At 59.2% G+C, this 23,998-nt stretch carries 21 protein-coding genes, 1 tRNA gene and 1 pseudogene; 12 read left to right on the top strand and 11 right to left on the bottom strand.

The features are described from left to right. Nucleotides 1-1,065 carry an acyl-CoA dehydrogenase family protein gene (locus tag XI03_RS13015; protein ID WP_271592355.1) on the bottom strand — a complete coding sequence of 355 codons (1,065 nt, stop codon included), beginning with the start codon at nt 1,063-1,065 and terminating at the stop codon, nt 1-3. Nucleotides 1,066-1,326: 261 nt separating this feature from the next. Between XI03_RS13015 and XI03_RS13010 the strand changes: the two genes are divergently transcribed. After that, the gene (locus XI03_RS13010) at nt 1,327-2,112 is read left to right on the top strand and encodes an SDR family NAD(P)-dependent oxidoreductase (protein ID WP_028141824.1); all 786 of its coding nucleotides are present in this window, start codon (nt 1,327-1,329) and stop codon (nt 2,110-2,112) included. Between the two features lie 194 nt (nt 2,113-2,306). Here XI03_RS13010 and XI03_RS13005 read toward each other — a convergent pair whose 3' ends face one another. Beyond that, nucleotides 2,307-2,579 carry a GlsB/YeaQ/YmgE family stress response membrane protein gene (locus XI03_RS13005; protein WP_080670147.1) on the bottom strand — a complete coding sequence of 91 codons (273 nt, stop codon included), beginning with the start codon at nt 2,577-2,579 and terminating at the stop codon, nt 2,307-2,309. A 42-nt stretch (nt 2,580-2,621) separates the two neighbouring features. Continuing rightward, on the bottom strand, nt 2,622-3,197 hold the full coding sequence (locus tag XI03_RS13000) for a YidB family protein (RefSeq protein WP_038947383.1): 576 nt from the start codon (nt 3,195-3,197) through the stop codon (nt 2,622-2,624). Between the two features lie 162 nt (nt 3,198-3,359). On the opposite strand from XI03_RS13000, the gene XI03_RS12995 reads away from it, so the two are divergent. Beyond that, complete coding sequence (locus XI03_RS12995) at nt 3,360-4,367, top strand: 2-dehydropantoate 2-reductase (RefSeq protein WP_028141821.1); 1,008 nt, start codon at nt 3,360-3,362, stop codon at nt 4,365-4,367. Between the two features lie 16 nt (nt 4,368-4,383). Next, nucleotides 4,384-4,596, top strand: coding sequence for a hypothetical protein (locus XI03_RS12990; RefSeq protein WP_038947385.1), 213 nt, complete (start codon nt 4,384-4,386; stop codon nt 4,594-4,596). A gap of 133 nt (nt 4,597-4,729) precedes the next feature. Here the strand turns inward: XI03_RS12990 and XI03_RS12985 are convergent, their stop codons facing one another. Then, entirely contained in the window at nt 4,730-5,350 is a 621-nt protein-coding gene (locus XI03_RS12985; RefSeq protein ID WP_038947386.1) for a hypothetical protein, read from the bottom strand. A gap of 242 nt (nt 5,351-5,592) precedes the next feature. On the opposite strand from XI03_RS12985, the gene XI03_RS12980 reads away from it, so the two are divergent. The 6 genes from XI03_RS12980 to XI03_RS12955 all read left to right on the top strand — a co-directional run bounded on the left by XI03_RS12980 (nt 5,593) and on the right by XI03_RS12955 (nt 10,113). Then, on the top strand, nt 5,593-7,110 hold the full coding sequence (locus XI03_RS12980) for an AMP-binding protein (protein WP_028141818.1): 1,518 nt from the start codon (nt 5,593-5,595) through the stop codon (nt 7,108-7,110). A gap of 21 nt (nt 7,111-7,131) precedes the next feature. Then, entirely contained in the window at nt 7,132-7,770 is a 639-nt protein-coding gene (locus XI03_RS12975; RefSeq protein ID WP_038973561.1) for an RraA family protein, read from the top strand. Between the two features lie 27 nt (nt 7,771-7,797). Further along, nucleotides 7,798-8,169 (top strand): dimethylsulfonioproprionate lyase family protein, encoded by a 372-nt coding sequence (locus tag XI03_RS12970; protein WP_038947388.1) that lies wholly within the window; start codon nt 7,798-7,800, stop codon nt 8,167-8,169. Nucleotides 8,170-8,293: 124 nt separating this feature from the next. Next, the gene (locus XI03_RS12965) at nt 8,294-9,250 is read left to right on the top strand and encodes a tripartite tricarboxylate transporter substrate-binding protein (RefSeq protein ID WP_152102046.1); all 957 of its coding nucleotides are present in this window, start codon (nt 8,294-8,296) and stop codon (nt 9,248-9,250) included. A gap of 105 nt (nt 9,251-9,355) precedes the next feature. Next, nucleotides 9,356-9,432: transfer RNA gene (locus tag XI03_RS12960), tRNA-Arg, on the top strand. 360 nt (nt 9,433-9,792) lie between these two features. Further along, nucleotides 9,793-10,113, top strand: coding sequence for a hypothetical protein (locus XI03_RS12955; protein WP_271592354.1), 321 nt, complete (start codon nt 9,793-9,795; stop codon nt 10,111-10,113). A 457-nt stretch (nt 10,114-10,570) separates the two neighbouring features. Here XI03_RS12955 and XI03_RS12950 read toward each other — a convergent pair whose 3' ends face one another. The 3 genes and pseudogenes from XI03_RS12950 to XI03_RS12940 all read right to left on the bottom strand — a co-directional run bounded on the left by XI03_RS12950 (nt 10,571) and on the right by XI03_RS12940 (nt 16,600). Next, on the bottom strand, nt 10,571-14,455 hold the full coding sequence (locus XI03_RS12950; RefSeq protein WP_271592353.1) for an AAA family ATPase: 3,885 nt from the start codon (nt 14,453-14,455) through the stop codon (nt 10,571-10,573). Nucleotides 14,456-14,681: 226 nt separating this feature from the next. Further along, nucleotides 14,682-14,878 (bottom strand): annotated as a pseudogene (locus tag XI03_RS12945) (IS481 family transposase); the annotation flags it as partial. A 540-nt stretch (nt 14,879-15,418) separates the two neighbouring features. Beyond that, nucleotides 15,419-16,600 carry a type IV secretory system conjugative DNA transfer family protein gene (locus XI03_RS12940; protein ID WP_271592352.1) on the bottom strand — a complete coding sequence of 394 codons (1,182 nt, stop codon included), beginning with the start codon at nt 16,598-16,600 and terminating at the stop codon, nt 15,419-15,421. Nucleotides 16,601-16,923: 323 nt separating this feature from the next. Between XI03_RS12940 and XI03_RS12935 the strand changes: the two genes are divergently transcribed. Together XI03_RS12935 and XI03_RS12930 are read left to right on the top strand one after the other, a co-directional pair. Then, on the top strand, nt 16,924-17,166 hold the full coding sequence (locus XI03_RS12935; RefSeq protein ID WP_271592351.1) for a hypothetical protein: 243 nt from the start codon (nt 16,924-16,926) through the stop codon (nt 17,164-17,166). A gap of 152 nt (nt 17,167-17,318) precedes the next feature. Further along, nucleotides 17,319-17,639, top strand: a complete 321-nt coding sequence (locus XI03_RS12930) for a DUF3768 domain-containing protein (RefSeq protein WP_333935734.1) — start codon at nt 17,319-17,321, stop codon at nt 17,637-17,639. A 296-nt stretch (nt 17,640-17,935) separates the two neighbouring features. On the opposite strand, the gene XI03_RS12925 is transcribed toward XI03_RS12930, so the two are convergent. The 4 genes from XI03_RS12925 to XI03_RS12910 are packed head-to-tail and all read right to left on the bottom strand — an operon-like array spanning nt 17,936 to nt 20,945. After that, on the bottom strand, nt 17,936-18,619 hold the full coding sequence (locus XI03_RS12925) for a uracil-DNA glycosylase (protein ID WP_271592350.1): 684 nt from the start codon (nt 18,617-18,619) through the stop codon (nt 17,936-17,938). Then, nucleotides 18,616-19,776 carry a nucleoside triphosphate pyrophosphohydrolase family protein gene (locus XI03_RS12920; protein WP_271592349.1) on the bottom strand — a complete coding sequence of 387 codons (1,161 nt, stop codon included), beginning with the start codon at nt 19,774-19,776 and terminating at the stop codon, nt 18,616-18,618. Before XI03_RS12920 ends, XI03_RS12925 begins: the two co-directional genes overlap by 4 nt. 14 nt (nt 19,777-19,790) lie before the next feature. After that, a complete protein-coding gene (locus XI03_RS12915) occupies nt 19,791-20,429 on the bottom strand; it encodes a hypothetical protein (protein ID WP_271592348.1) in 639 nt (212 codons plus the stop codon). 9 nt (nt 20,430-20,438) lie between these two features. Beyond that, nucleotides 20,439-20,945, bottom strand: coding sequence for a TIR domain-containing protein (locus tag XI03_RS12910; protein WP_271592347.1), 507 nt, complete (start codon nt 20,943-20,945; stop codon nt 20,439-20,441). Between the two features lie 154 nt (nt 20,946-21,099). Here XI03_RS12910 and XI03_RS12905 point away from each other — a divergent pair, with 154 nt between their 5' ends. Beyond that, on the top strand, nt 21,100-23,667 hold the full coding sequence (locus tag XI03_RS12905; RefSeq protein ID WP_271592346.1) for a patatin-like phospholipase family protein: 2,568 nt from the start codon (nt 21,100-21,102) through the stop codon (nt 23,665-23,667). The last annotated feature ends 331 nt before the right edge of the window (nt 23,668-23,998 follow it).

Genomic DNA, 23,998 nt, shown 5'->3' with positions numbered 1-23,998 from the left:
TCAGCGCGACGCCACGAGCGGCCACAATTCGTCGGCGCCTCTGGTCGCGACCAGCTTGCCGAGTTCGACGGCCCAGTGGCTCTCCGAGCCGAAGTCGTCGCGCCAGGCCAGCGCCCGCAGCGAATAGCGGTACAGGATGTGCTCGAGGGTGAAGCCAATGGCGCCGTGCACTTGATGCGCGATGGCGCCGCCCTTTTCCGCGGCTTCCGCGCAGCGGATCTTTGCCGAGGCAGCTTCGAGATAGACCTCGTCGTCGAAGCGCGTCGCATTCGCGATGGCGTCGGCGGCCGAGGTCGCAGCCGCAAGAGCCGCGGCGGATTCGCCGGCGAGACGCGCCAGATTGTGCTGCACGGCCTGGAATTTCGAGATCTTCTTCTCGAAGGCGACGCGCTCGTTGGAATAGCGCACGGAGATGTCGAGCATCGATTCCAGCGCACCGGCGATCTGCAGGCTGCGCGCAACGCCGCCCATCAGCATCATCGTGGTCTGGTCAAACTCCCTGGGCGCGGCCTTGCGCGCGACGGGCTGGACCTTGTCGAGCGTCACGGTGTCGCTGTGGTCGTAGCCGACATTGAGGCCGGACTCGATCCGGACCTTGCCGGCATCGACCAGCGCGATCGAGACGCCATCCTTGCCGTGCGCCAGCACCGCAAAATGCTTTGCCGCTTTCGCAAAGGGCACGCCGCGGGCGCGGCCGGAAAGCGAGCCATCGGCATCGAGGGTGATGCGGTCCTTCGGCGAGGCCGGCAGCACCGTCATCTCGCCCTCGGGGGATGCGATCTTCGCCTGCGCCAGCAGCCAGCCGGCCAGCATGGTCTCGGCCAGCGGCACCGCGACGGCGAAACGGCCGGCGGCGTTCAGCAGCGCAAAGCCGTCGGCAAGGCTCGCGCCGGAGCCGCCGAGATCATCGGGCACCCAGGACAATGGCAGGCCGGCTTCGCTCAGCGCCCGCCACAGCGGCGCCTGCCAGGAATCCTTCTTGTCGTTGTTGATGGTTTGCGGATCGGCGAGATCGGCGAAGATCTTCTCCGCGGTCTCGACGACGATGTTATCACTCTCCGCCACAGCGTTCCCCGTGTTTTGCCGTTGGCGCGTCCCGCCTGGTGGAGCGAACCGCGCAGGTCTTCTTGCGCCCGATGATCCGAAAAAGCCATGGCCCTGACAAGCGTTGATCGCAGGTCAACCTGCGGCGCGGGCATGGGGGCAAGGATCAATAGGAGGCTAATTCCGCTTAGCGGAGTTTGCTTGATTTGCAGGGCGCGGCAAACTCGCTAAACAAGGCCAGCGACTTAAGGCTCGCATCAGATACAGGGGAAGGAAATCCGGATGGCCAAAGATAGTCTGTGCGCAATCGTGACGGGGTCCGCATCCGGACTTGGCGCAGCAACCGCGGAAATCCTCGCGCGAAGCGGGGCGCGGCTCGTCATCAACTATTCCTCTAGCCAGAAAGAAGCCGAGGCCACCGCGGACGTCTGCCGCAAGGCGGGCTCTCCGGAAGTCCTGGTCGCGCAGGGCGACGTTTCAAAGGACGACGATTGCCGCAAGATCGTCGCGGCAGCCAGCGCCTGGGGCCGGCTCGACATCCTCGTCAACAATGCCGGCACCACCAAGCATGTCGCCCATGCCGATCTCGACGGATTGTCGGCTGAAGATTTCCAGCGCGTGTATGGCGTCAACACCATCGGCCCGTTCCAGATGGTGCGCGCCGCGCGCAGCCTGCTCGAAGCCGGCGCCAAGGCCTCGGAGCGGCCCTCCGCCGTGGTCAACGTGTCCTCGGTCGCCGGCATCAGCGGCGTCGGCTCGTCGATCGCCTACGCCGCGAGCAAGGGCGCGCTCAACACCATGACGCTCTCGCTGTCGCGCGCGCTGGCGCCGCTGATCCGCGTCAACACGGTCTGCCCCGGCTATATCGACACGCCCTGGTTCACCAAGGGCCGCGGCGAAGCCGGCGCCAAGCAGGTGCGCGACAGCGTGGTGGCGAAGGTGCCGCTCAGGGTCGCGTCGACCGCCGAGGACATCGCGCAACTCGTCTGCTTCCTGGCGATGCCGGCCTCCAGCAACATGACCGGCGAGGTCGTGCGCATGGATGCGGGGATGCATTTGATTACGTGAGATCGCGCTCCAATCTCCGCTGTCATCCCCGCGAACGCGGGGATCCATAACCACAGGGAGAAGTTGCCGCGCGACTCTGGTCACTCCGAGTCTTCGCCAAACCACTCCCTGGGGTTATGGGTCCCGGATCTGCGCTTCGCTTGTCCGGGACGACAGGGAGTTTGAGGGGCGAGATCAGCGCTTCGTGACAGTGCCTACCCCTTGATCACGCCGCTCGCCACCAGCCGGTGCCAGATGAACAGCACCACCACCGCACCGAGCGTGGCCATGATGAAGCCAGCGCCCTGGTCGGGGCTGTAATGGCCGATGGCCTGACCGATGAAGGTCGCGAGAAACGCGCCGGCGATGCCGAGGATGGTCGTGAGGATGAAGCCGCTCGGGTTGTTCGGTCCCGGCGCCAGCCAGCGCGCGATGAGGCCGGCGATGAAGCCGACGACGATGATCCACAACAGGCCGCCCATGCTCATGAGTGTGCTCCCCTTCCCGAAAGCGCGTCGATCAACGTCCGATTAAAGTTTGCCGGAGAGCTCGGTCTCGGTCGGCAGCCGTCCGTCCGGCGTCAGATGGTCGATCACCTGCGGCAGATACTGGCTGAGGCCGTTGAGCAATTCGTCGCGCGGCAGGCCGCTCTGGGCGGACAGACTCTCGATCTGGTCGGCGCCGAGTGCGCTGGCAAGGTCGCCGGGCGCGATCGGCTTGTTCTCGCCCTTGCCGACCCAGGAGTTCGCAGCCTCGCCGTGGCCGCCCTGCTGGAGCTGGTTGAGGAGATCGCCGAGGCCGCCGCTCAGCACGGTTCCGGCCGCGCCGCCGGCGAGCAAGCCGCCGAGCCCGCCCTTGAGCAAATCGCTGAGGCCGCCGCTGCTGCCGGTGTTCACGGGCGTCGGAGGCGGCAGCGGAGAGCGCTGCTGCGGGGCAGGCGCCGCGCCGGGCTGGCCTGCCGTCAAATGCTTGAAGGCCTTCCACCCAAGCAGGGCAATGATCGCCATGGTCATCGGCGACATGCCGCCGGAGGATTTCTCGGAGCTGGGTGTGGAGGGGCCGCGGGGGCCGTTCTGCATGCCGTTGAGGACGTCGAGTAGACCCATGGTGCTCTCCTTTGGCGTCTCGTTCGGCGAGCGCTCGCCGCTGGCTGCCCCCGGGCCGAAAACATATGGGGCTCTCATGACGGTTACAAGGCGGATGCGCCGCGATTGGTTGCCGGCCTCGCCTCTGCTATCGAGGGCGGGTCGTTCAGGGAGCAAGGCGAGGTGATGACGGATCGACCGATCGTGGTGGCCGGCGCGGGCGCCATCGGCTGTTTCGTCGGCGGCATGCTGGCGGCCTCGGGCCGCCGTGTCGCGCTGCTGGTGCGGCCGCGGGTGAAGACCGAGATCGAGCGGTTCGGCCTGCGATTGACGGATTTCGACGGCTCCGAGACGAAGCTTGGCGCAGGGCAGCTCGCGCTGTCGGAGGACCCCGCGATCTTCCACAGCGCCGGCATCGTGCTGGTCACGGTCAAGAGCGCCGACACCGCCGATGTCGCGGATCAGATCGCGCAGCATGCGCCTGAGGATGCCGTCATCGTTTCGCTGCAGAACGGCATCGGCAATATCGCGGTGCTGCGCGACCGCCTCGGTGGCCGCCACGTGCTCGCGGGCATGGTGCCGTTCAATGTGATCGCGATGGGCGAGGGCCGTTTCCACCGCTCGACCTCCGGCGACATCCATGTCGGAGAGGACGCTGGGAACACGGCCGCGGCGCTCTCGGTGCCCGGCCTCACGGTGCGCGCGAGCGGTGACATCACCGGCGTGCAATGGGGCAAGCTGATCATCAATCTCAACAATGCGCTCAGCGCATTGTCCGACTTGCCGCTCGCCGCGCAACTGGCAAACCGCGACTGGCGCAGGCTGTTCGCCGACCAGATGGCCGAGGGGCTCGCCGCGCTGAAGGCCGCCGGCATCGCGCCGGTCTCGGCAACGCCGATCCCGATGAACTGGACGCCGGCCTTGCTGCGGCTGCCCGACACGATCTTCAACGCGATCCTGGGGCGGACCATGAAGATCGATCCCGAGGCGCGCTCCTCGATGTGGCAGGATTTGAAGCAGGGACGCAAGACCGAGATCGACTATCTCCAGGGCGCCGTCATCGCGCTCGCCGAGCAAAACCATGTCGAGGTGCCGCTGATGCGCCGCATTGTTGCGCTGATCAATCAGGCCGAGGCAGCCGGCAACGGTCCGCCGCGTCTGACGCCGCAGCAGATTCGCGCGGTGGTTTGAGTGCAAGGAGGGATCGATGAAACGTAGCTTGATGATCGGGCTCGCGCTTGCCGCGCTTTGCGGCGCATCGACGCTCGCTCTTGCGAGACCGCCGACGGTCGTGAACTCGCCCGGCTATGATAGGCGGTTGCAGGAGAGCAGGTCGCAGTTGGGCAGTTCGCCGACGACTGCGCCGGTGGATGTGCCAACGGTCAAATCGAAGCGCGGCAAGAAGAAGCAACCGAACTGACGCTCCGCACCCGCTGTCGCAGGGTGGGCAAAGCGGAGCGTGCCCACCAACTTCTTTGTCTTGCCAGGGGTGGTGGGCACGGCGCTTTGCGCCTTTGCCCACCCTACGATCATCGCGCAATGACGGCTGTAGCTCAGCCCTTCTTCGCCGGCTTGCTCGGGGTCGGATTGAACAGCTTCTTCAGATCGTTCAAGCTTTCCGACAGCCGCGGCCATTCGCAGGAGAATGAGCCTTTGGTGCACGCGCCCTTCGAGCGCTGACCGACGGTCTGCTGCACCTTTGGCCGCTCGACCGGGACGGGCACGCGCGCGACGTCGGTTCGCAGCGCGACCTGCTGGAGTTGCCGCGCTTGCAGTTCCTGCTGCTCGCGCTGTTGACGGGCGGCGGCCTCGGCCGCTTCGTTGCTGCGGCGCTCTTTGGCGAGATAGGCGGTATAGGCTGCGTCGATCTTCTTCTGCTCCTCCGGCGTCGGATTGGGTCCGGCGATGTCGAAGGTGCGATCCTGCAGGAAGTCGTAATAGGAGTATCCGCCGCCTGCCTTGCGGCGGCCGGCGAACTTGGCGTTGCAATCGGCAAGTGCGGATGTCTTCTCGGACTTGGTGGCGGCCTTCTCGGCGGCGTCGGCGCATTCCTCGAAATCGACCGGCGCGCGTTTCCACCATTGCGCCTGGGCATGCGCGTGCGTCAGCAGGAAAAATCCTGCCGCGGCAAAAAGAACCAGCGCCGCACGACGCAATGCTATCACGGACGACATTCTACGAGAGCATTCCTTGCAAAACTCAACCCGAACTGAGTCGAGCCAGATTTTTGCCTCTTTATCGCCGGCTTGTCACCCATGGAACCCGGGAATTTCATGGCTGGGATGCTGACATTTTGTGCTTGACGTGGCGCATGAGTCACAGCGCCGCCTCGGCGGGCTGCTACACTTCGCCTTGCGAGCGCCTCATCTGAGGCGACGCCAAAAAAGACGCCAAGAAAACGAAATGGAAACGCCCGATGCTGCTGCCCCTGTCCGACGTGCCGCGCTGGTACGCTGAACGCAAACCACATGGCACGATCGCCGTCCGTCACGGGCAGGACACGCTGACCTGGGACGAGCTCGAGCGCGGCGCCAACCGGCGCGCGCGGGCATTTATGGCCAAAGGCGTCAAGCCCGGCGATTTCGTCGCAATCGGACTGCCCAACGGCAATACGTTCTTCGAGACCTCCTTTGCGGTGTGGAAGTGTGGTGCGACGCCGACCTCGCTGTCATGGCGGCTGCCGCGCGGCGAGGCCGCGGCCGTGCTCGACATTCTCAGGCCGTCGCTGGTGGTCGGCGGCGAGGCCGACTGGAACGCCCCGAACCGCCTCCCGGCGGATTTCGTACCGGCAGGATTTTCGGACGAGCCGCTCAATCCGCCGGTGGCGCGCTACTGGAAGGCCATGACCTCGGGCGGCTCGACCGGCCGGCCGAAGGTGATCCTCGATCATCAGCCGGCCGTGACCGACACGGTCGCCGCGCCGCCGCTCAATATCCCCTTCGGGGTCTCGCTGCTCAATCCGGGTCCGCTCTACCACAATGCGCCGTTCATCGTGTCGCACTACGCGCTGTTCACCGGCGGCCAGCTCACCGGTCTCGTCAAATTCGACGCCGAGGAGACGCTGCGGCAGATCGAACGCGAGCGCGTGCAATGGGTCAATTTCGTGCCGACCATGATGCACCGGATCTGGGCGCTGCCGGAGCAGGTGCGCAACGCCTACGATCTGTCGAGCCTACAGACCGTCTTCCACATGGCAGCTCCGATGCCGCCCTGGCTGAAGGAGAACTGGATCGCCTGGCTCGGGCCGGAGCGGGTCTGGGAGCTCTATGGCGGTACCGAGCGGCAAGGCTCATGCATCATCTCCGGCACGGAATGGCTGACGCACAAGGGCTCGGTCGGCAAGATCGGCGAGATGGCGAAGCTGCGCATCATCGGCGAGGACGGCAACGACGTCGCGCCCGGCGAGACCGGCGAGATTTATTTCCTCAACAACGACGGCAGGGACGCGACCTATCACTATCTCGGCGCCGAGCCGAAGCGCCGCAGCGATGGTTGGGAATCGCTCGGCGATATCGGCAGGCTGGATGCGGAAGGCTATCTCTATCTCGGCGACCGCCTCGCCGACATGGTGCTGCGCGGCGGCGCCAACATCTATCCGGCCGAGGTCGAGGCTGCCGTGTCCGAGGCTCCCGGCGTGCGCTCCTGCGTGGTGGTCGGGTTGCCCGATCCGGAATTGGGCCAGCGCGTGCATGCCATCATCGAGCCGGAGGGCGACGCCGACGGCCAGGCGATCGCCGACGCCATGGCGGAGTTCTTGAAGGACAGGCTCAGCCGCTACAAGCATCCGGAAAGCTTCGAGATCGTCGGCGCCCCGCCGCGCGATGATTCCGGAAAAGTCCGCCGCACGCTGTTGCGCGACGAGCGCGCAACGTGGATGAAGGAAGGGCGCGCCTTCCGGATTTGGCCGGCAAAGGCGCGGGCGCATGCCGATTGATTGACGGAAGGACTCCAGGACATGACCATTACCATCGCAGCCAACAGCGTGCCGAAGCCGCCGGCCGAGATCATCGAGGGCTTTCGCGGTGCGCCGACCTCGGTCATCTCGGACAATCTCGCGCGGCTGCCCGGCGCGGTCGGGCTAAAACCCTATCACCGCGGGGCTAAGCTGGTGGGCACGGCCTTCACGGTGCGCACCCGCCCCGGCGACAATCTCGCCATCCACCGCGCGCTCGAGCTGGTCGGCCCCGGCGACGTCATCGTGGTCGATGGCGGCGGCGACGAGACCCGCGCGCTGGTCGGCGAGATCATGAAGAACATCGCGCAGTGGCGCAAAGCCGAGGGCTATGTGATCGACGGCGCGATCCGCGATGTCGCGGCGTTCGCGGCCGACGACTTTCCCTGCTACGCCCGTGCCGTGATCCATCGCGGTCCCTACAAGAACGGCCCCGGCGAGATCAACGTGCCTGTCACGATCGGCGGCAGCGTGATCTCGCCCGGCGACATCGTGGTCGGCGACGAGGATGGCGTGGTGTCGTTTCCCGCCGCCGGCGCCGCGGCGCTGCTCGAAGCCGTCCGCGCCCAGGTCGCGCGCGAGGAGGAGACCATGAAGGCGATCCGCGAGGGCCGCTACCAGGGCTCGTATGGCAAGTCCTGATCAGGCGAGAACGAAGGGGAGGATGGCGTGAGTCAGAGGGAAGAATTCCACAATATCGACGACACCAGCGACGGGCTGTTCCGCGAGCTCGCGGCAGGGGTGACTACGCGCATCTTCTCCGGCGAGCAGGCGATGCTGTCGGTGGTGACGCTGGCGCCGCATGCGCAGGGCACGCTGCACCATCATCCCGAGGAGCAATGGGGCGTGCTGCTCGACGGCTCGGCCATCCGCGTCCAGGGCGATGAGGAGATTGCCGTGAAGAAGGGCGATTTCTGGCGCACGCCGGGCAATGTGCCGCACACCATGCGCGCCGGCCCCAATGGGGCCCGGGTGCTGGACATCTTCAGTCCGCCTCGGCCAGAATACAGAAAAGCGGGGTCGGGCTTCGGGACGACTTAAGCGCTTCGCGCTTAGGGTATCTTCTTGAGCATGATCTTATCGGAAAACCGCTGCACACTTTTCCGGATCATGCTGTAGCGCCAAAGAGCAAAAGCCGGGCGCTGAAGCAAAAAGGGAGGGGACCATGACGATCACACGACGTACGCTGCTGGCTGCACCGGCCATTCTCGCAATGGCACCGGCGGCGGCGCAGGCTGGCAAGATCACGCTGGTCGTGCCGTTTCCGCCGGGCGGCTCGACCGATGCGATGGCGCGGCTGTTGCAGGCCAGCCTGCAAACCAAGCTCGGTCGCATCGTCGTGGTCGAGAACAAGTCCGGCGCCGCCGGCGCGCTCGGCGCGGCGCAAGTCGCCAAGAGCCCGGCCGACGGCACCTCGTTCCTGGTCACCTTCGATTCCCACGCGGTGATTCCGTCGATCCTCGACAAGCCGCCGGTCGATGTCGAGCGTGAGCTGATGCCGGTGCTGCTGATCGGCACCGCACCCTATGTGATCGCGGCCGGCGCCGGCCGCCCCTACAAGAGCTTTGCCGACGTGGTGGCCGCCTGCAAGGCGACCCCGGGCGCGGTGAAATATGCCTCCGTCGGCATCGGCACGCTCGGCCATCTCGCCATGACCGTGCTCGGCAGCAAGGCCGGGGTCGAGATCATGCACGTGCCTTATCGCGGCGGCGGTCCGGCCATGAACGACGTGCTCGGCGGCCATGTCGATCTCATCGCGGGATCGGCGGCGCTGGTCGCCGCCCAGCTCGGCACCAACATGCTGCATCCGATCCTGCAGCTCGGTCGCGAGCGGCTGCCGGCCCTGCCGGATACGCTGACCGCGATCGAGGCGGGCTTTCCCGATTTCGAGACGCTGGCCTGGTGGGGCATCTTCGCGCCCGCAGGCACGCCGCCCGATATCGTCGCAGCCATGGCGACGGCGTCCAAGGAAATCCTCAGCGAGCCCGCGACCGCCGCCCAGCTCAAGGACACCCAGCACATGACGCTGCTGCTCCAGGACGGCGCGGCCTTCAAGACCTTCTTCGACAAGCAGGTCGCCTATTGGGGCAAGGTGGTGAAGGACAACAATATCAAGGCGTGAGGCCGAGCGGCAGCCCTTCGTATTGGGCAACGTGGAGGGCTTCCGATCCCGTCTCCGCTTTGATATGTACACCTCCAGGCAACCCGCCTGACTTGCGGGTTCCGCGGTCCCGTAGCTCAGCCGGATAGAGCGACGGTTTCCTAAACCGTAGGTCGGAAGTTCGAGTCTTCCCGGGATCGCCAAGTATTTCAAGATCATAGTCGAGGAGGCCTCTTGAGCGTGGCACCTGTTTGGCACGAGCGCGGCCACCACACCCCGGAAGGAGCATCGTACCTGGGTGCGACGCCGGCTCGTAGCGCGACTACAGCGTCGGATGGCATCAGTAGCAATCCGCTCTGAATTGCACTTGATCGTGTCGTGCGGGTACTGCGAGTCCTTCACTCTTAGCTTCGTCAAAGATGTCGTCTTCCACTGACGCGTTAGTGAGACACACGGCCTTCCGGGGATTATCCTCGCCTCGGCCTTTCGCACACGGTAGCGCAGTTGCTGCAGCTCCGCAAACAGTGCGACGAATGCCTGAACATTTCGTGCAGAATAGCCGAATGGCCAAAAACCTGACTTCGATTACTCATACAAGCCAGATTATGACTACTGAAGTGACGGTGGCGATAACGGGAAAAATATGCGCCGCTGGCAAATATCCGCAACCCGAAGACGAAAATGAGTTAAATGGCGGAAGACCGTGTGCTCGCTGGCGCGCGTCGAGCGTACTTCTTTCTTTCCACGCTGTTTTCGTATCGATTTCGCGTCGAAGCTATCTCTGCACAAGTTTCGTCACACCCGCAGGTGTAGCGACCGAATACGATCAAAGACACGATGCGCCGCGATGGACGCTGGTGAGGTCATTCATTCTGCACGCGTGATTGTCGCAACCACCAGCGCATCTCCGGGATCAAAACAGAAGATTGGTTCGTGTATGTTCGTCGGCGAGACAGGCGCCGGCAAATCGACCCTTATCGAAACTACGGCGCTACAGGATGCGGAGCAGGGGAATGACCCGTCTTCCTCGGGTCCACACTGCGATCTTATCGCGCGCGTCGCTGCACGAATTCCGACACAGCCGCAGCGCAGGGTGAACTCGAACCATTCTCGCTTAGGATTCTCGGCCCCCGCGGAGAGTAAATAGGCATTGCTTGCGTAAAATTCTAGAGAATGGTACGACACAATAACGATGGACAACATGCTGTTCGCACGAGCGAACTTGGTCATTCATACCTCCTCACCGGACTGCCAGCTGCCACAACATCGTTTTTGCTGGCACACGATCGACAAGGAGAGTGGAGACGGCATTCGTTAATGACCTAACCAACCGGGTCGGCTCTAGGATGCTTTGGGGCCTTGGCCCGGGAGCTCAAAGAGAACGCCGACCACTTCCAGTAAATCGGTCAGCACAGATAAGCCTTGCGATTTGTCCAAACTAAGCAACTGGGCTGGAGTGGTACCGTCAGGGTTGAGGCTTTCCAAGACGACGATCTTGTTGTGGACGCGCAGACGCTTGAAGTACCTTTCGCCCGTGTCGTCTATCGCCACGACAAGCCGCCCTTCGAGCCGCATTAATGTGTCTGGACTAAATGTCGTGGGATGAGTGACAAGAAATTGCCCGTCGAGCGCGATAGGCTCGGCGCTTCGACCGTGTACTTCGAACAGACGCGCATTCGCTAAAGCTTTTTCGACCAAATGAAAGTCGCTTACCGCCCGTACCTCCTGGTTGACGTTATAGGGCGGTGGGGATGCAATGTGGGAGACGAACAATGTCCCAACGATCTTTTTTTGCTGCACCATTTCTTTTGGTGCGATCACTGGCTGAGGGAGTTGATGAGGTTCGAGCGTTTGCCCTGTTAAGACCGCCATCGTTGGGTGAAGATCTGTTTCGCTGTGTCGGCGGGCCAACAGCTGTTCGCCAAAAGTTGCGACCACCAAGCTGTGCTTGGTCACGGGGGCAAAATTCGAAACGATCAGAAAGTCTCCGATTCCTGCGACCGGATCGAGTGTAGCGGCCGCTAGCTGGTAGATATCGTGATTGAAGAGTTTTACAGGTTGGGCTGAATCCCATTCCTTGAGGGTGACGATTCCATCGCCCGCTTTCCCGTCCGTCTTCGCCGCAGCGGCCACGCCGGTCTTCATCAGCGTAAGTGCCTTTAGCGTGTCCCTGTGACCGTTCGGGAACGCAACAACATTGTCCCGCCACGCAAACATTCGCGGCTCGCCAGCAAACGCTTCGAATTGCGCGCATACATGGAACGCTTGATGCAACTTGGGCCGAAGTTGGTTATCCCAGAACTTCTTTATATCGGCTGCCTGCGCCAATCCCAGGGTTTCGTTATCTTTGTGGTGAGGATCATTGATTATGTTCATTTCTTTGCCGCCGCCACCCATGAGCATGTCAACGAGCTCTTTAAAGGGCTGGCGGTTGAATGGAGCCACGTGCGTCTCGCGCAAGCGCTTCAACTCGTTTCGCAATGAATCGAGGCTCATATCCGCAATCTCCGGGCTTTCGGCCCGCATCATGCACTTCAGCAAATCTTCGCTGTAGACTCTTACAGCGGCAATAAACTGCCTAGCGACGGAGTCATCGTTATCGGCTTCGGCTTTGTAGTACAGCCGATCGACGTTGGTACCGTTTACTATTGTCACAACGGGTGACGTTTTGTTGAGAGGAGCAACTAGACCTTGTTGCCCGCTCAACAGATGCTCGTCAACGAGAAATTGAAGGAACTGGCGTTCATGCGTCGTAATGATCAAGTGCATTCCGAGTTGGTCGGGCGAATCCGCGTTGGCGAGGCGAGCGATTTCTTGCGCCCATTTTCGCTTGTTACGGGGGTCAAAAGTAACTTGGGGGTCGTCCATAAGGACAAGCGGCATCGGGTTGGAGCCTGCCGCCTCGATTGTCTCTTCGCGCAGTGCAAAGACAAATGCCCATAGGATTGCACGCAGCCACGATGTGTTTGCGACCAATAATGCATCGATCTGAAGACCGGGTTCGAAGCCGCCCTGCACATTGATTGACTTGCGCCCCAAGGATGCGTCCCGAAACAGGAAGCGTTCCTTTAAGCGAATCCTGTCGAGGACCGCGCGTATGCGACCGGAAAGAGTCGTTATCGACCTTGCCGTTTCTGCCCCGACTAGGTGCCTTAATTCTTTGAGCGGTTCTAAGGCCTCAATGATTGCTTCGCGAACGCGCTGATGCTTTTTTATAGCCTCCCATTTTTCGACGGCGTCCGCCGCAGCAAGCAGATTGACAGCAAGCTGATCTAGAGGTTCTGCTTTCTCGATCGCTTGTTCAAGAGTATGCAGTTGGCCCGCGATGGATCGCGTGGGGGGATCATCTTTTTCCGTCGTCTTGCCGATGAGTTGCGACCACGCGTCACGAAAGGCACTTGCATTGCTTTCCCACCACAGCGCGAGGTCAGATACGACCTTGAGTGAATGCATGGTTTGGCAGAGGTCGATCACGGACTGAGGAGCACCTGGCGACAAGGCCTCCATGGTCGGTCCCGTAAAATCCGGGAGGGCAGCCGCCTGTTCATCGACAATCTCGTTAGTGAGTTTGGCGATACCGGTGAGCACATCGCTGAAGGCTTCATTCGTCGCAAAGCGAGAACGCGCAGCCTCCGAATACGCGCTCTTCGGAACCATCGTGCGAAGAAGGTCGAAGTGCTTTCGGACGTCGGACGTCAATAGTGCCTGCAATTCCCGATCTATGGCGCCGCAAGCGTCGTCAATCTTCCGTTCTGCCGCGGACGCGTGCGCCCGCAATTCCACAAGTTGGGCTGCAAGGCTCTTTTGCTGTTCATTTGTAAGCTGTCCTTCGCAGAGCGGGCATATCGCGAGAGTGTCGCCTTCAGGCTCAACGAAGTATTGCGCCGCTAGCGCCTTGAGTCTCAATCTTGCGTCTTCCCTCTGGCGCTCGTGCCAATGCACGGCTTCGTCGAGTTGCTTTTTTGACGCCACTATAGCGTTGGGAAGAGACCTAAAATTCTCATCCTTAAAAGCGGTTTTCAGAGCTACCCAGGCTTCGAACTGTACGATTCCATTTCCTCCTAACTTCGTAATAGCGCGAGCGCTCTCTGCAGCTTGCTTTACCCGGGCTCGAACGGCCGCAACGCTTGTGTCCAGGGTGTCTGCAATCTCGGTCTTGAGAGTTGCGATGTGTTCGGCAGCTTGAGCGGAGGCCGACTTCGCAGCGTCAAGAAGTGATCTATGATGGTCTTTCTCGCCGAGTGTTCGGAGACTGGAAAGGTCGATCGCTAAGGCTTTGGCGTGGATCTCTGCCTTGCCTATGTTCGTTGTGAACGAGCCTACAATTGCGTCAATGCCTTGATCCTTAGCATATTTGTAAAAGCGTTGGGCTTTGTTTCCCAGCTTCGCTGCGCCATCGGCGATATCTCCAAGTTGGTCGAGGCCCGTGAGAAGCTTTACGCCCTCATAGAGCGACTGGCTTTTGTCGCCAAAACCTATGCGAGGGATTCGTGCGGGCATTAAGAGCCCGGTCTCAAGCAGTTGGGGAATTGTCGTCAGCCTCGCATCTACTGATACTTCAATTGAGGCTGCGCCGTCTTTAGGCGACGTGAGTTTGCGTTCCGCCAGCGCTTTCTCGCCTTTTTCGTTTTCAAAGGTGAGCCGTACCCTAGCGACGGCCTCTTTTGCGAGCTCTGCGGCGGTCTTGGGGTAGGACACGATAGAGGGCCAGGAGCCGACCTCTTTTCCTCCGGTACTGTTGACTGGTGCTCGTTCTCCTAATTCATCGATAAGTCCATCCTGCTCACGAACGCGCTTTCCTGTCAGCGCCCATAGGATGGCGTTGCTTAGAGAAGTCTTCCCACATCCGTTCTGCCCTTCTAAGCACCAGTTTTCGCCGCCGATGATCATGTCGAAAGATGGACCGTCCCAAGTCGTCAGGCCTGCGAAATTCTTGGCTTCGATGCGAGCGAGCCTCCAAGTGCCACCAGCGGCGACATCCGTTTTGGTTGCGGTCGATGATGCGGGATCATCTGTGGCCTCCCATGCTGCTATGAGACCAGGGAAGAGTGCCTCGCTCGCCTCAGCGACCTTGGAAGGGTTTTGTTCGACAAGAAATCTGAATAGCCGTCTTAGGCCGGGCGTATTAAGCGTTATCGAGCCCGCCTTGTGGGTGTCGAACTTCGTCCAGGAAAGAGGCGTTCCCCTCAGCAACTGGGCCTTTGCTTCGCTTAGCGATATCTGCATTTCGTCCCCCAGCTTTGTATTAGAGGTTTGCGCCGCAGCAGCTTCCGCAAGTCCGCCCAAGCACGCGGGGCTTATCAAATCAGTTGTGCAAATAATATATATGTTCCTGTGCGAGCACCTAAGCTAGATGGATCAAGGACAAACCACAACTCATTCGTAAGCACGAAGCCGATACCCTTGCTTCAGAGTTGAATATGCGAAGAAGCCTCCGGGGGTTAGGGATTGCCTCGCGTACGAGGATAGTCGACTTGGCTTCCTTAGGGCCTGTCGGCAGATCGATGACAGTCCCGCGCTGCTTCCCCTTCGCCACAGTCTTCTGGTTGATCCCGTAGCGCCTGGGGCTCTCAGGCTCTCTTGACTATTTTGTATTGCTGGACGGACTGCCTCAGTCGTGGTGGCGCAGCCGTGTAAAACTTGTCCTATAGTGCTTCCTTCGAATCGTGCGATAAGGATGCACCATCAAAGTCTGGGACAAAACATTGGCCGGAAGGGGACTATCAGGGGCTCTCAACTGACGGAAATGAATGAGGCCGCGGGATACCGTCCCGCGGCCTCGCCACCGGAATTTGTGAAAAAAGTTTAAGTATGAAATCATCTCCCGGCGTTCCGCGAGTAGAACGCTGTGTTCCGAAATTGGCAATCCGGGCATCTACGGAAAAAAGCGCGCAAGCATGAACCGGTCGGCTTGATTGTAGCGCCCGATTCGCGGGCCCTGGCGAAGCGTCCTGCCGTACGCGCCGCGCCGGTTTGATCACCATGCGTTTGCAGGTGCCTGGCGACGCATTCATTGCCTCAGAAGCCCTCAAGACGCCGCTGGAGACACCCCCTGACTCTCTATCCATGCCGGTGATCCAGGGGATAAGGCGCAGGATTAACAACGATGCCAAGGCTTTACATCCATCTTCCCCCGGGCCATTTCCAACACGACCGTCTACGAGCTAGCTCGTCGCCGTCCTCTGAGGCTCACCGCCTCATCGGAGCCAGCGTCGTCGCACTGAATGCCGCCGAAGGGACTCCATCGATCATAAGCTTTAAGTAGATGCGGTAGTTGGGCAGCTGCAATAGATCAATCTCATCAAATCGTCCCTGAAACTCCCGAGCAAGATATGGCGCATCCTCCGAGCCAACTCTGAACGAAATGATTGTCCCTGCATTCCCTAACACCGCGTGACGCACCTCCGGCTCAAGCTGGTGAAGATACTGATGGGCGACTGTAAAGCCGACCCGATACTTGCGAAGTTCTGAGAACATATTCGCCATGGCGAGCGTCGTAAAGTTTTGAAACTCGTCAACGTAGACAAAAAAGGGACGCCGTTCATACTCCGGTAGGTCGGCGCGGCTAAACGCAGCAAGCCCGAGCGTAGTGACGAGCAATCCGCCCAGGAGCGACGAGCTGTCCTCACCGATTTGTCCTTTGGCCAGGTTCACCAGCAGTACTTTGCGCTCATCCATGATTTGCCGCACGTGGAGATCATGCTCGGGAGCAGTTAGCAGTCTGTTGAGTATCGGATCTGAAAGGAAGGCGCCCACCTTGTTCTGGATTGGCGCTGTGCTGTCGGCACGGTAGCCAAACGAGAATCGCTCAAACTCTTTTATGAAGAACGTCCTGACCGTCTCATTCTTCAAGTGTCGCGCGATCTCGGCGCGGAACTTCCGATCCGACAGGATGCGCAGCATGTCGTGCATCGTGGCATGCGGTTGCTCCAGCAGCGCCATCAAAACATTGCGCAAAATGTGCTCCATGCGCACACCCCATGCATCCGGCCACATCTTCTTGAATACTTCGATGAAGCCCGAAGCTGCGAGCGCAATCCGATCTTCACGGACATGCCGCAGGGGATTGTACCCATACGGCTGGGAGGGATCGCACGCATTTAAGTAGATCACGTCTGATGTGCGTCTCGGGGAAACCTGAGCCGCGATGCGCTCCACCAAGTCGCCGTGAGGATCAATAAGAGCGATTCCACATCCGCGCTCGATGTCCTGGAGCGCCATCGTCTCGATCAAGGTCGACTTGCCGGTACCTGTCTTGCCGATGATGTAGATGTGTGAGAAACGGTCTTCGTCCTTCATCCCAAAGGTGCAATTGTCGTTGCGATAATCGGTGCGAGCGAAGCATGTTACTCCGGGTGACATGAGCCACATTTTCTCACTCCCCGCGCACCTACAGAGAGAATGTAACGCCTTCCCAGGTCACGTCGGGCTCGTGACCCACGAGCACGATTTCGCCTCTCCACTCAATTCGCGTCAGCGGCGAGAATCGTTGCAGACTTGATCTTTCGACGTTCCGCCGCGCGATCCGGGACCTGCCATGCATGTCCGGGCCCCGGCGGCGAGGCGGAGGCATCGCGACGAGCGTCCATACGGTCGATTGAGCATTTCTTCTAATTTCGCTCAGTAGTGGACGCTCGCTCCGCCTCGCGAACGAGCACCCGAATGGGTCGGGTGCTCGTAGCGAGGAGGACACGATGTCCAACATTTCTCTTGCCGAGAGAGTTCAAAAGCTGGTGACGCTCTGCGACCAGAGAGGCTTCCAAGACCTGGACGATCTTTTGCTGGCAGCTCTCCTGAATGATGCGAGCCCCGCGATCTGCATGACGGCGGGGTGCAACAACACCGCCGACATGGAGCCCGATCAAGACCAGGGCTTTTGCGAAGCATGTGGTGGCAAGACGATCGTCTCGGCACTTGTGCTCGCCGGCCTGATCTAGGAGGGCGACGATGCTAGTACGCAACTACTACCACCGCGAGGATTGCAGTCGCGAGTGGAGCGACGTGTGGTCCGCACAATGTGACGATGACTGTCCGTACTGCGGCGCTTGTCACATGACGCCCTACAGGAGCGAGGACGCGGAGGAGTGCGATGATGAATAGTATCGCCCTTCTCAACGATGCCTTCCGGCGCACGTTCTGTGGCGGCAAGGTAATGATGACAATCGGAGTCGCCGAGCTACCCGACTGCGTAAAGGCCGAGGCGCTCCGTCAGGTGGCGGATTTCTCCGGGTTTACAGAGGAGAACGATCCTCATGGCGAGCACGACTTCGGAAGCTTCGACCTGGTGGGGCGAAAGTTCTTCTGGAAGATCGACTACTACGACAGGAAGATGCAGCACGGCTCCGAAGATCCAAGCGACTCGGAAAGGACATTGCGTGTCCTTACGCTGATGCTGGCAAGCGAGTACTGAACAGAACAAGAATTGACCGCCTCCCGTCCAGACGCTGCGGAAGAATGCTCCAGCAGAGCACCGTTGCGGGGAACATCGGAAGGCCAGCCGGCTAGCTTATGCGGCTGGGCGCCGATCTGTGCGGATTTCCTTGGACCTCGTGTCCACACCCTCGCTCATGGCGAGGGTTTTTGTTGCTTGGCGTGAAGTGCAAGCGCGAAGGGAAACGCCTTCGCCGTACGGAGTTGCCCAGGAGGCTGGCGGTCATGCACGTGCCCACGGCCAGCGTAGCACGCGTGGCTCAATGGGGGCCAATTTCATAGCGTCTCCTCGGAAAACATCGAGAGCTGCCCTTTGCTGCAACGCGCTGAAGACAAGCCATAAGTGGAGCACATGCCATGAACAAAATCCGCCTGGCCACCATAGCTGGGGTGACGAACCCCGGATGTGGCAATTCCCATATCGGCCAAGGCCAGCTCGGCATCGCGACCAATCGCCACTACGACTTTCGGCTGCAAGCTCGCGATGAGCCACCTTAGCAGCGGCCGACAGGCTTCTCGCTCCGCGCGAGTATGGCATCGATTCGACTGAGGATCATTTGGCTCGTGGGGATGAAGGGGAAACACATTCCACAAAAAGACGGGCCTGTCGATCAGCTTCAAGGTTTGCCAAACCACCTTTGCCGTTCTTTCAACGACAACGGGCCCTCTTGTAGCTCTCTTTAGAGGCAGGTCACCATAAAGATGGGAATGGTCATAAAGATGAGCTTCATCTGTTAGAGCAAGGCCCGTTCGGCGCCCTCCACGATATCCGAGATCCCGAGCAATCCACAACGAATCAACGGAGATCTTAAGGGCTGCATCGATAACAAGCTGAAGGTTTTCTCGTCTAATCCGCGGCGCATCATGGCGGTCAAATTCCTTGCAGCCATCGGAATAGGGGTTGAACGCATCTTTGAAATGCAAGCTGGCGAGCTTTTTCACAAACACCGAGGAATTCATGCAGATACACCATCGATGGTCATAGAACGCTTTACCAAATCAACTTTTAATGTTCCGCGACGGTGCATACGCAGGAATCTAAACGCTTGATTCCCTTGGAGGATAGCCTCCTCCCATAGCCAGAGGGGCGACCGATCGACTTCATAGCCGCACACGAACTGTCGGACGTTCTTCAAGAAAGTGAGGCTCAAATCGCCGGGCTTCTGACCATCGAAAAAATCAAGATCTTTTGCAACGCCAAAAACATACGTAGCTACTCCTTCCTCAATGAGAACGGCTCGCGCACCATCCTGACCTTCGTCGATACGTGCCTCGCTCTTTCGCTTTCGCCGCAACAAAGCGCGCGTTACCGGCGACCAACCCAGGACGGCGGCATAAGCGTAATGAAATACATCGTGGAACCGATAATCATCGGCCAACATAATGTTGTCGGTCAATCTGTCTCCGATGAATAGGTCATTGCAGCGCTGAAGCACGTATCGTTTGCCGTTCGCCGCCTCTCGCTCATAAATTTCGATGGAAAGCGACCGCGGAAGCCGCTCCTCCTCTGGGAACGCATCATCAAAGAGTGCTGGATACTTCCGTTCTCGCGGCCATCGATCAGCGGCCTTTTCTAAACTCATCCGCGCGGCCGACTCAAGCGTTACACTTGCTTCGTTCGATGCAAGAATCAGCAGATCGAAAATTTTGCGGAGTTGAGCCGCAATCGACTGCCTATCGCTGTCATACGAACGGCCTACAATCCCACTAGCTAGGGTTCCGCCAGCCGCTGCAAGACTGAGCAATGTTCTTTCAAACTGCGCGACAGGGGTATTCAACTTCAGCACATGCTGAGGCTGCAATGCTGAGAATGTGACATCATCGCCGGCCTGACTTCCGACCCGAGCCTCTTCGAATAGGGAGGCTAACGGCACGTCAGCAATTCGAGCAACTGTCGCAAGGTACCAGAGCGTGTCTCCGAATTCCTCTAAAACCGCACTTTCGTAGTTGACGTATGCAGCCGTGTCGCGCTGCTTCTTCTTAACCTCGCTGAGCAAGCTGCCGATCTCCCCGACAAGTCCGAGCGTGGGTAACGTCAATCCTTTCCCCGCAAATCTGTCAGTCTCCGCGGCACGAAGCTGGTACTCGTTGAGACCCATTGGGCCGGTCGTTCCCATATCCCAGCCGCTCCCTAAGTGGTGACGTTACTTCTTCTAAGATGAAGCCACTCATATGGAGGGCCGCGATACCCCATATCGCCGAGAGACCGGACCCAACACTCAAATTCTTCCAGAAGGTGAGCATCGTCGAAGCGAGACTGCCCCAAGCTCGAATGCACGATACGCCTGCCAAGCTCATCCTTAAGACTAGTCGGCACGCTTGGACCTGTGCCCCCGAAATAGATAAAGTGGTCGCTAACCAGAACTCGATTTACGCTTGTGTCACGACCGATGTGTTTGAGGTTGGCGCTGCCGTCAGGCAAGCTGTGAAAAGAGTCACGCTGGCTCCATGACCCTGGCGAGATCTCGCGAAAATATATGCTGTCTCCACAGCTCTGCTTGCGGCTACCTGTTCGGTAGGGCTTCTTCTGACGGAATCGTGGATCGACATCATAGTCGTCGAATGACAAGGCTTCGGATACTCGCATGGCGTAAACGAGATATCCAGCTCTTCCGATTTTCTTGTCGCCGCTGCCGCTCCCAAGCAGCCAGTCACCGACCTTTGCGTATCTGCGAATTTTCGGCTTGCAGGTTGCAAGCGTACAAAATCCATAAAATGGATTCGGCGCAAAACCGCTGTCATACCGGACTACATAAGTGTAGAGAGACATCGATTCCGCTCAACAAGGATGCCGCTTTAGTGAAACAGCGGCCGTCGGACTACCGTCCGGCTTTTCCCACCCATCCTTTCGGGAGACGATGGCGTCGACAATTGAATTGCCGTGCCAGCCGACCACGGCGTCACCGTATTCGATCAACGCCTCAGGTAATTCGCATTCCTGAGCGCCTTGCTCCCAAACACCGACGATATGCTTTCCTTGCTGTGCCGCATATTCGATTTCCCAGTTAACCCACTCGCTGTTCTTGGTCTGGGGAGAGACATAAACTACCAACGTCCCGGCCCATTCGATCTGCGGCGCAAGGATCTGATTCTTAATGTAATCCTCGCTCTTCGCGTTGTTCGGATTGCTGGAGTTTATCGACGAGTCGCGAATATCCATGCCGTTCTTGGCCAACAAGTCCTTTAGCTGACCGAGGCCCGCATCGTCTTCGTGGATGTGACTTATGAAAACGTTTTTCGTAAGCTTTGCCATGGCAATACGTGCTTCCTCCTCAAGTAATTCCACTGTTCAATTGCTCGAGTGTGGCACAGATTCTTATTTACACAAGGGGAAGTTGAGTCGAGCATAGGCGCTTTGGACAAACGCGGCGACCGCAGTTTTGGGGGCGCCCCGTCGTTCACTCATGCGCACGTGCAGCACGCTGGACAGGGGGTTTTGATTGAGCGCGTCAAATTCGAGCACCACTTGGAGGCAGCATCTCGCCGCCCTAAACCCTGGACCTTCTAGTATTTTTGATGCTGACTTTCTCGACCGCTTCGGCAAACGCATGTGGAATCCGTGTGATGCGGACAAGGTCGCCGCGCACACATTCCATGTCGAACTCATCTCACGGGTGGCAACTCAACCTCTTGGATATTCAAGCGGAGTTGAGCAGCGAGCGCTAGCGAGCATTTTTGAGCTTTTTGGTCGCGCAAGGGCCATCACACAGCAAGAACCGAACTGCCAGACGTTCGAGACCATCGTGTGGCACGTCTTGAATACTTACGTCAGGCCGTTCACCGCAAAATGGCACGAAAGAAGTGAGTCGGGGGAGCTCAATGCGCTGGACAGTAGCGACATTTTTCGTGCCGAGCTTCAAATCATCCAAAGGTGTCTCGTCGCACTCGATGACGTGTTGAACTCAATCCCTGATCGCGAGGGGTTGTCAGCATCGATTGCGGACCGATCAATCAACCAGGCCGTCAAGATTGAGATGGAACGACCAGTCGGCTGGCGTCCTTTGGGAGAAATCGCAACCTGCAATCGCTCGAACTTAAGCAAGGCGGAGGAACAGAAGGTTTGCGAGAGACGAAAGTTCTATAAAATTGCCGAACGAGACTGGGCCGCGGGTTTGGCGCTTTCAGGCGGGGGAATAAGGAGCGCAACCTTCGCGATAGGGATCATGGTAGCTCTCTCAAAACGAGGTTTGCTTCCGCAATTTGATTACCTTTCCACCGTTTCTGGCGGAGGCTATGCCGGATCTTTCTTGACGCAGTTGCTGGGGACGGCTGCACCTGAAATCAATTTGAGTCTTCGAGAAACCGACCTGCCATTCAAAAGGAGGGAAGGGGAATCTGAGCTTCTGCGGCGAATCCGGCAGGGTGCGAGCTATCTTTCTGGCTCAGTCTGGGAACGTTTCACGCTGGCAATGGCGCAGGCTCAAGGCATCTTCTTGACCTTAATCATTGTCTTGTCTCTGATCTCCGTCGTCGCCTTCGGTGATTATCTGCTTCGCTCGGAGATTTCGGATGGAACTTGGAACGAAATCGCGCTGTACTCCTCCATCGGACTCATTGGGCTCTTCCTGGCCGTACCACTGCTGCGCGGATGGTCAGGGCAATCTCTGGCTGGTGAAACGAGTTGGATGGCCCTTCTCGGTGCGCTGTTCTTGGTGCCACCAGTATGGGTCGGGCTAGGTGGCATTCACCGCCTGATTGATCTCCTCCTGTTTGAGCGGTCAGGCGTTGAGCAATTGATCATCATTTGGACCGTCGTCGGCTCAACGTTCATTATCATCGGTGCCGCATTTGCGCGCATTAGTCTCTCTCGGCCGATCATTCTGTCCGCCACCAGTATGGTGGCGCTCGCTGTCGCGGAAGCGTCAGCGTACAGGGCGTTCCAGATAGTCGGCTTTGGATCAGCCGCATTGTTCACAGCAGGAGCCCTCTTGATTTCGACTGCGCTATGGTTTGTCCTCGATATTAACACGACTTCGTTGCACAACTTTTACCGTACAAAGTTGGCGAGGTCATTTTTGATTGATGGACAATGCCACCCGGCAAGGCCCATCAAGCTGAGCGATGTAGACAGCTCCCGATCTCTGTTCCCGATCTTGAACTGCGCCTTGAACGTTCCTGGTTCATTTGATCCGAGGATGCGCGGTCGCCATGCTGACGTGATGTCATTCACCCCTGTGGCCGCAGGCGCCTCTCTCATAGACTATTCACCCATCATGGATTGGGAGAACGCTAATCCTTCTCTCGATCTCGCAACCGCAATGGCGCTGTCTGGAGCAGCGATGTCACCGCAAATGGGCTTACAGACCAAACGGTACAATAGCTTTTGGTTGACCGTTCTGAATCTGCGACTGGGTGCCTGGCTTAGAAATCCGAAAGCCACTGGCCAAAAAGCTCCCCGACCAACGATTAAGAATCTGCTCCAGGAGATGCTGGCGACGGCCGATGAGAAAGGTACCTATATCCAAATTTCGGACGGAGGACACATAGAGAATCTCGGAATATACGAACTGTTGCGTCGTAGATGTCGGTTTATCGTCGCTGTTGACGGCGAGCACGATGAAAAAATGACATTTCATGGCCTAACCAATCTGCAGCGTCTAGCCTACATCGATTTCGGCATCACAATCGAAGCTAATCTCGAAGATCTAAGGCTAGGAAATGAAGGTCTCAGTCGATCTCATTTTCGTTTCTGCCGCATCAAGTATCCTTTGGGTCAGTTGGACCAACAAGAGGAGATTGGCTATCTCGCCTATCTGAAGCTTTCACTGACTGGCAATGAGGGCGAGTTCATCAGACGATACAAGTTGGATGAGCCGGCCTTTCCTCATCATTCGACTGCCAACCAGTTCTTTACTGAGGTTCAATTCGAGGCTTACCGGGCCTTGGGGGAGCACATTGGTGATAAGATGTTTCTCTCGGCGATTACTTGCCTAAGCGATGGCCCTGCGGTCGACATCCAGGATTGGTTTATCGGATTGGGCAACGCCTTCCTCGATCCGTTGCACTAGGAACTCGCCGGAAATTCGGAACGCTTCTTGCAATACGCCCATTCCGCCCCTCATCGCGGGGGACCGAAATGTCGACCGCGCGAGGCCATTCTGTGAGTGAAGATAGGGCTGAAGGAGTGCGATGCGCTCAATGTGGCGAACGCGGCGGACATTGGTGCGCCGGCACACACAAATCGCCGGATCATGCCCACCACGCGCCTCCCCAGAACCTTTGGCTCGCGCCCGCCTCCTCGTGCGATGGCTCGCAGCACTCTTGCGTGCCCTCATCCGGCCGCTCGCCGAAACCGTCCCGGCTCAAAAGATCGCTTAAACCGGCAGTCGCCCGCGTTCT

The sequence above is a fragment of the Bradyrhizobium sp. CCBAU 65884 genome, from assembly GCF_028128835.1.
Taxonomy (GTDB): Bacteria; Pseudomonadota; Alphaproteobacteria; order Rhizobiales; family Xanthobacteraceae; genus Bradyrhizobium; species Bradyrhizobium ottawaense.
The sequence above is the reverse complement of the archived record's forward strand: the minus strand, read 5'-3'. Positions and strand labels throughout refer to the sequence as shown.

Excerpts from the sequence above, each read along its gene's own strand:
- XI03_RS13010 (WP_028141824.1), top strand. The coding sequence starts at position 1,327 with ATGGCCAAAGATAGTCTGTGCGCAATCGTGACGGGGTCCGCATCCGGA.
- XI03_RS13005 (WP_080670147.1), bottom strand. The coding sequence starts at position 2,579 with ATGAGCATGGGCGGCCTGTTGTGGATCATCGTCGTCGGCTTCATCGCC.
- XI03_RS13000 (WP_038947383.1), bottom strand. The coding sequence starts at position 3,197 with ATGGGTCTACTCGACGTCCTCAACGGCATGCAGAACGGCCCCCGCGGC.
- XI03_RS12990 (WP_038947385.1), top strand. The coding sequence starts at position 4,384 with ATGAAACGTAGCTTGATGATCGGGCTCGCGCTTGCCGCGCTTTGCGGC.
- XI03_RS12985 (WP_038947386.1), bottom strand. The coding sequence starts at position 5,350 with ATGTCGTCCGTGATAGCATTGCGTCGTGCGGCGCTGGTTCTTTTTGCC.
- XI03_RS12980 (WP_028141818.1), top strand. The coding sequence starts at position 5,593 with ATGCTGCTGCCCCTGTCCGACGTGCCGCGCTGGTACGCTGAACGCAAA.
- XI03_RS12975 (WP_038973561.1), top strand. The coding sequence starts at position 7,132 with ATGACCATTACCATCGCAGCCAACAGCGTGCCGAAGCCGCCGGCCGAG.
- XI03_RS12965 (WP_152102046.1), top strand. The coding sequence starts at position 8,294 with ATGACGATCACACGACGTACGCTGCTGGCTGCACCGGCCATTCTCGCA.
- XI03_RS12955 (WP_271592354.1), top strand. The coding sequence starts at position 9,793 with ATGGCCAAAAACCTGACTTCGATTACTCATACAAGCCAGATTATGACT.
- XI03_RS12950 (WP_271592353.1), bottom strand. The coding sequence starts at position 14,455 with ATGCAGATATCGCTAAGCGAAGCAAAGGCCCAGTTGCTGAGGGGAACG.
- XI03_RS12940 (WP_271592352.1), bottom strand. The coding sequence starts at position 16,600 with ATGTGGCTCATGTCACCCGGAGTAACATGCTTCGCTCGCACCGATTAT.
- XI03_RS12935 (WP_271592351.1), top strand. The coding sequence starts at position 16,924 with ATGTCCAACATTTCTCTTGCCGAGAGAGTTCAAAAGCTGGTGACGCTC.
- XI03_RS12930 (WP_333935734.1), top strand. The coding sequence starts at position 17,319 with ATGATGAATAGTATCGCCCTTCTCAACGATGCCTTCCGGCGCACGTTC.
- XI03_RS12925 (WP_271592350.1), bottom strand. The coding sequence starts at position 18,619 with ATGAATTCCTCGGTGTTTGTGAAAAAGCTCGCCAGCTTGCATTTCAAA.
- XI03_RS12920 (WP_271592349.1), bottom strand. The coding sequence starts at position 19,776 with ATGGGAACGACCGGCCCAATGGGTCTCAACGAGTACCAGCTTCGTGCC.
- XI03_RS12915 (WP_271592348.1), bottom strand. The coding sequence starts at position 20,429 with ATGTCTCTCTACACTTATGTAGTCCGGTATGACAGCGGTTTTGCGCCG.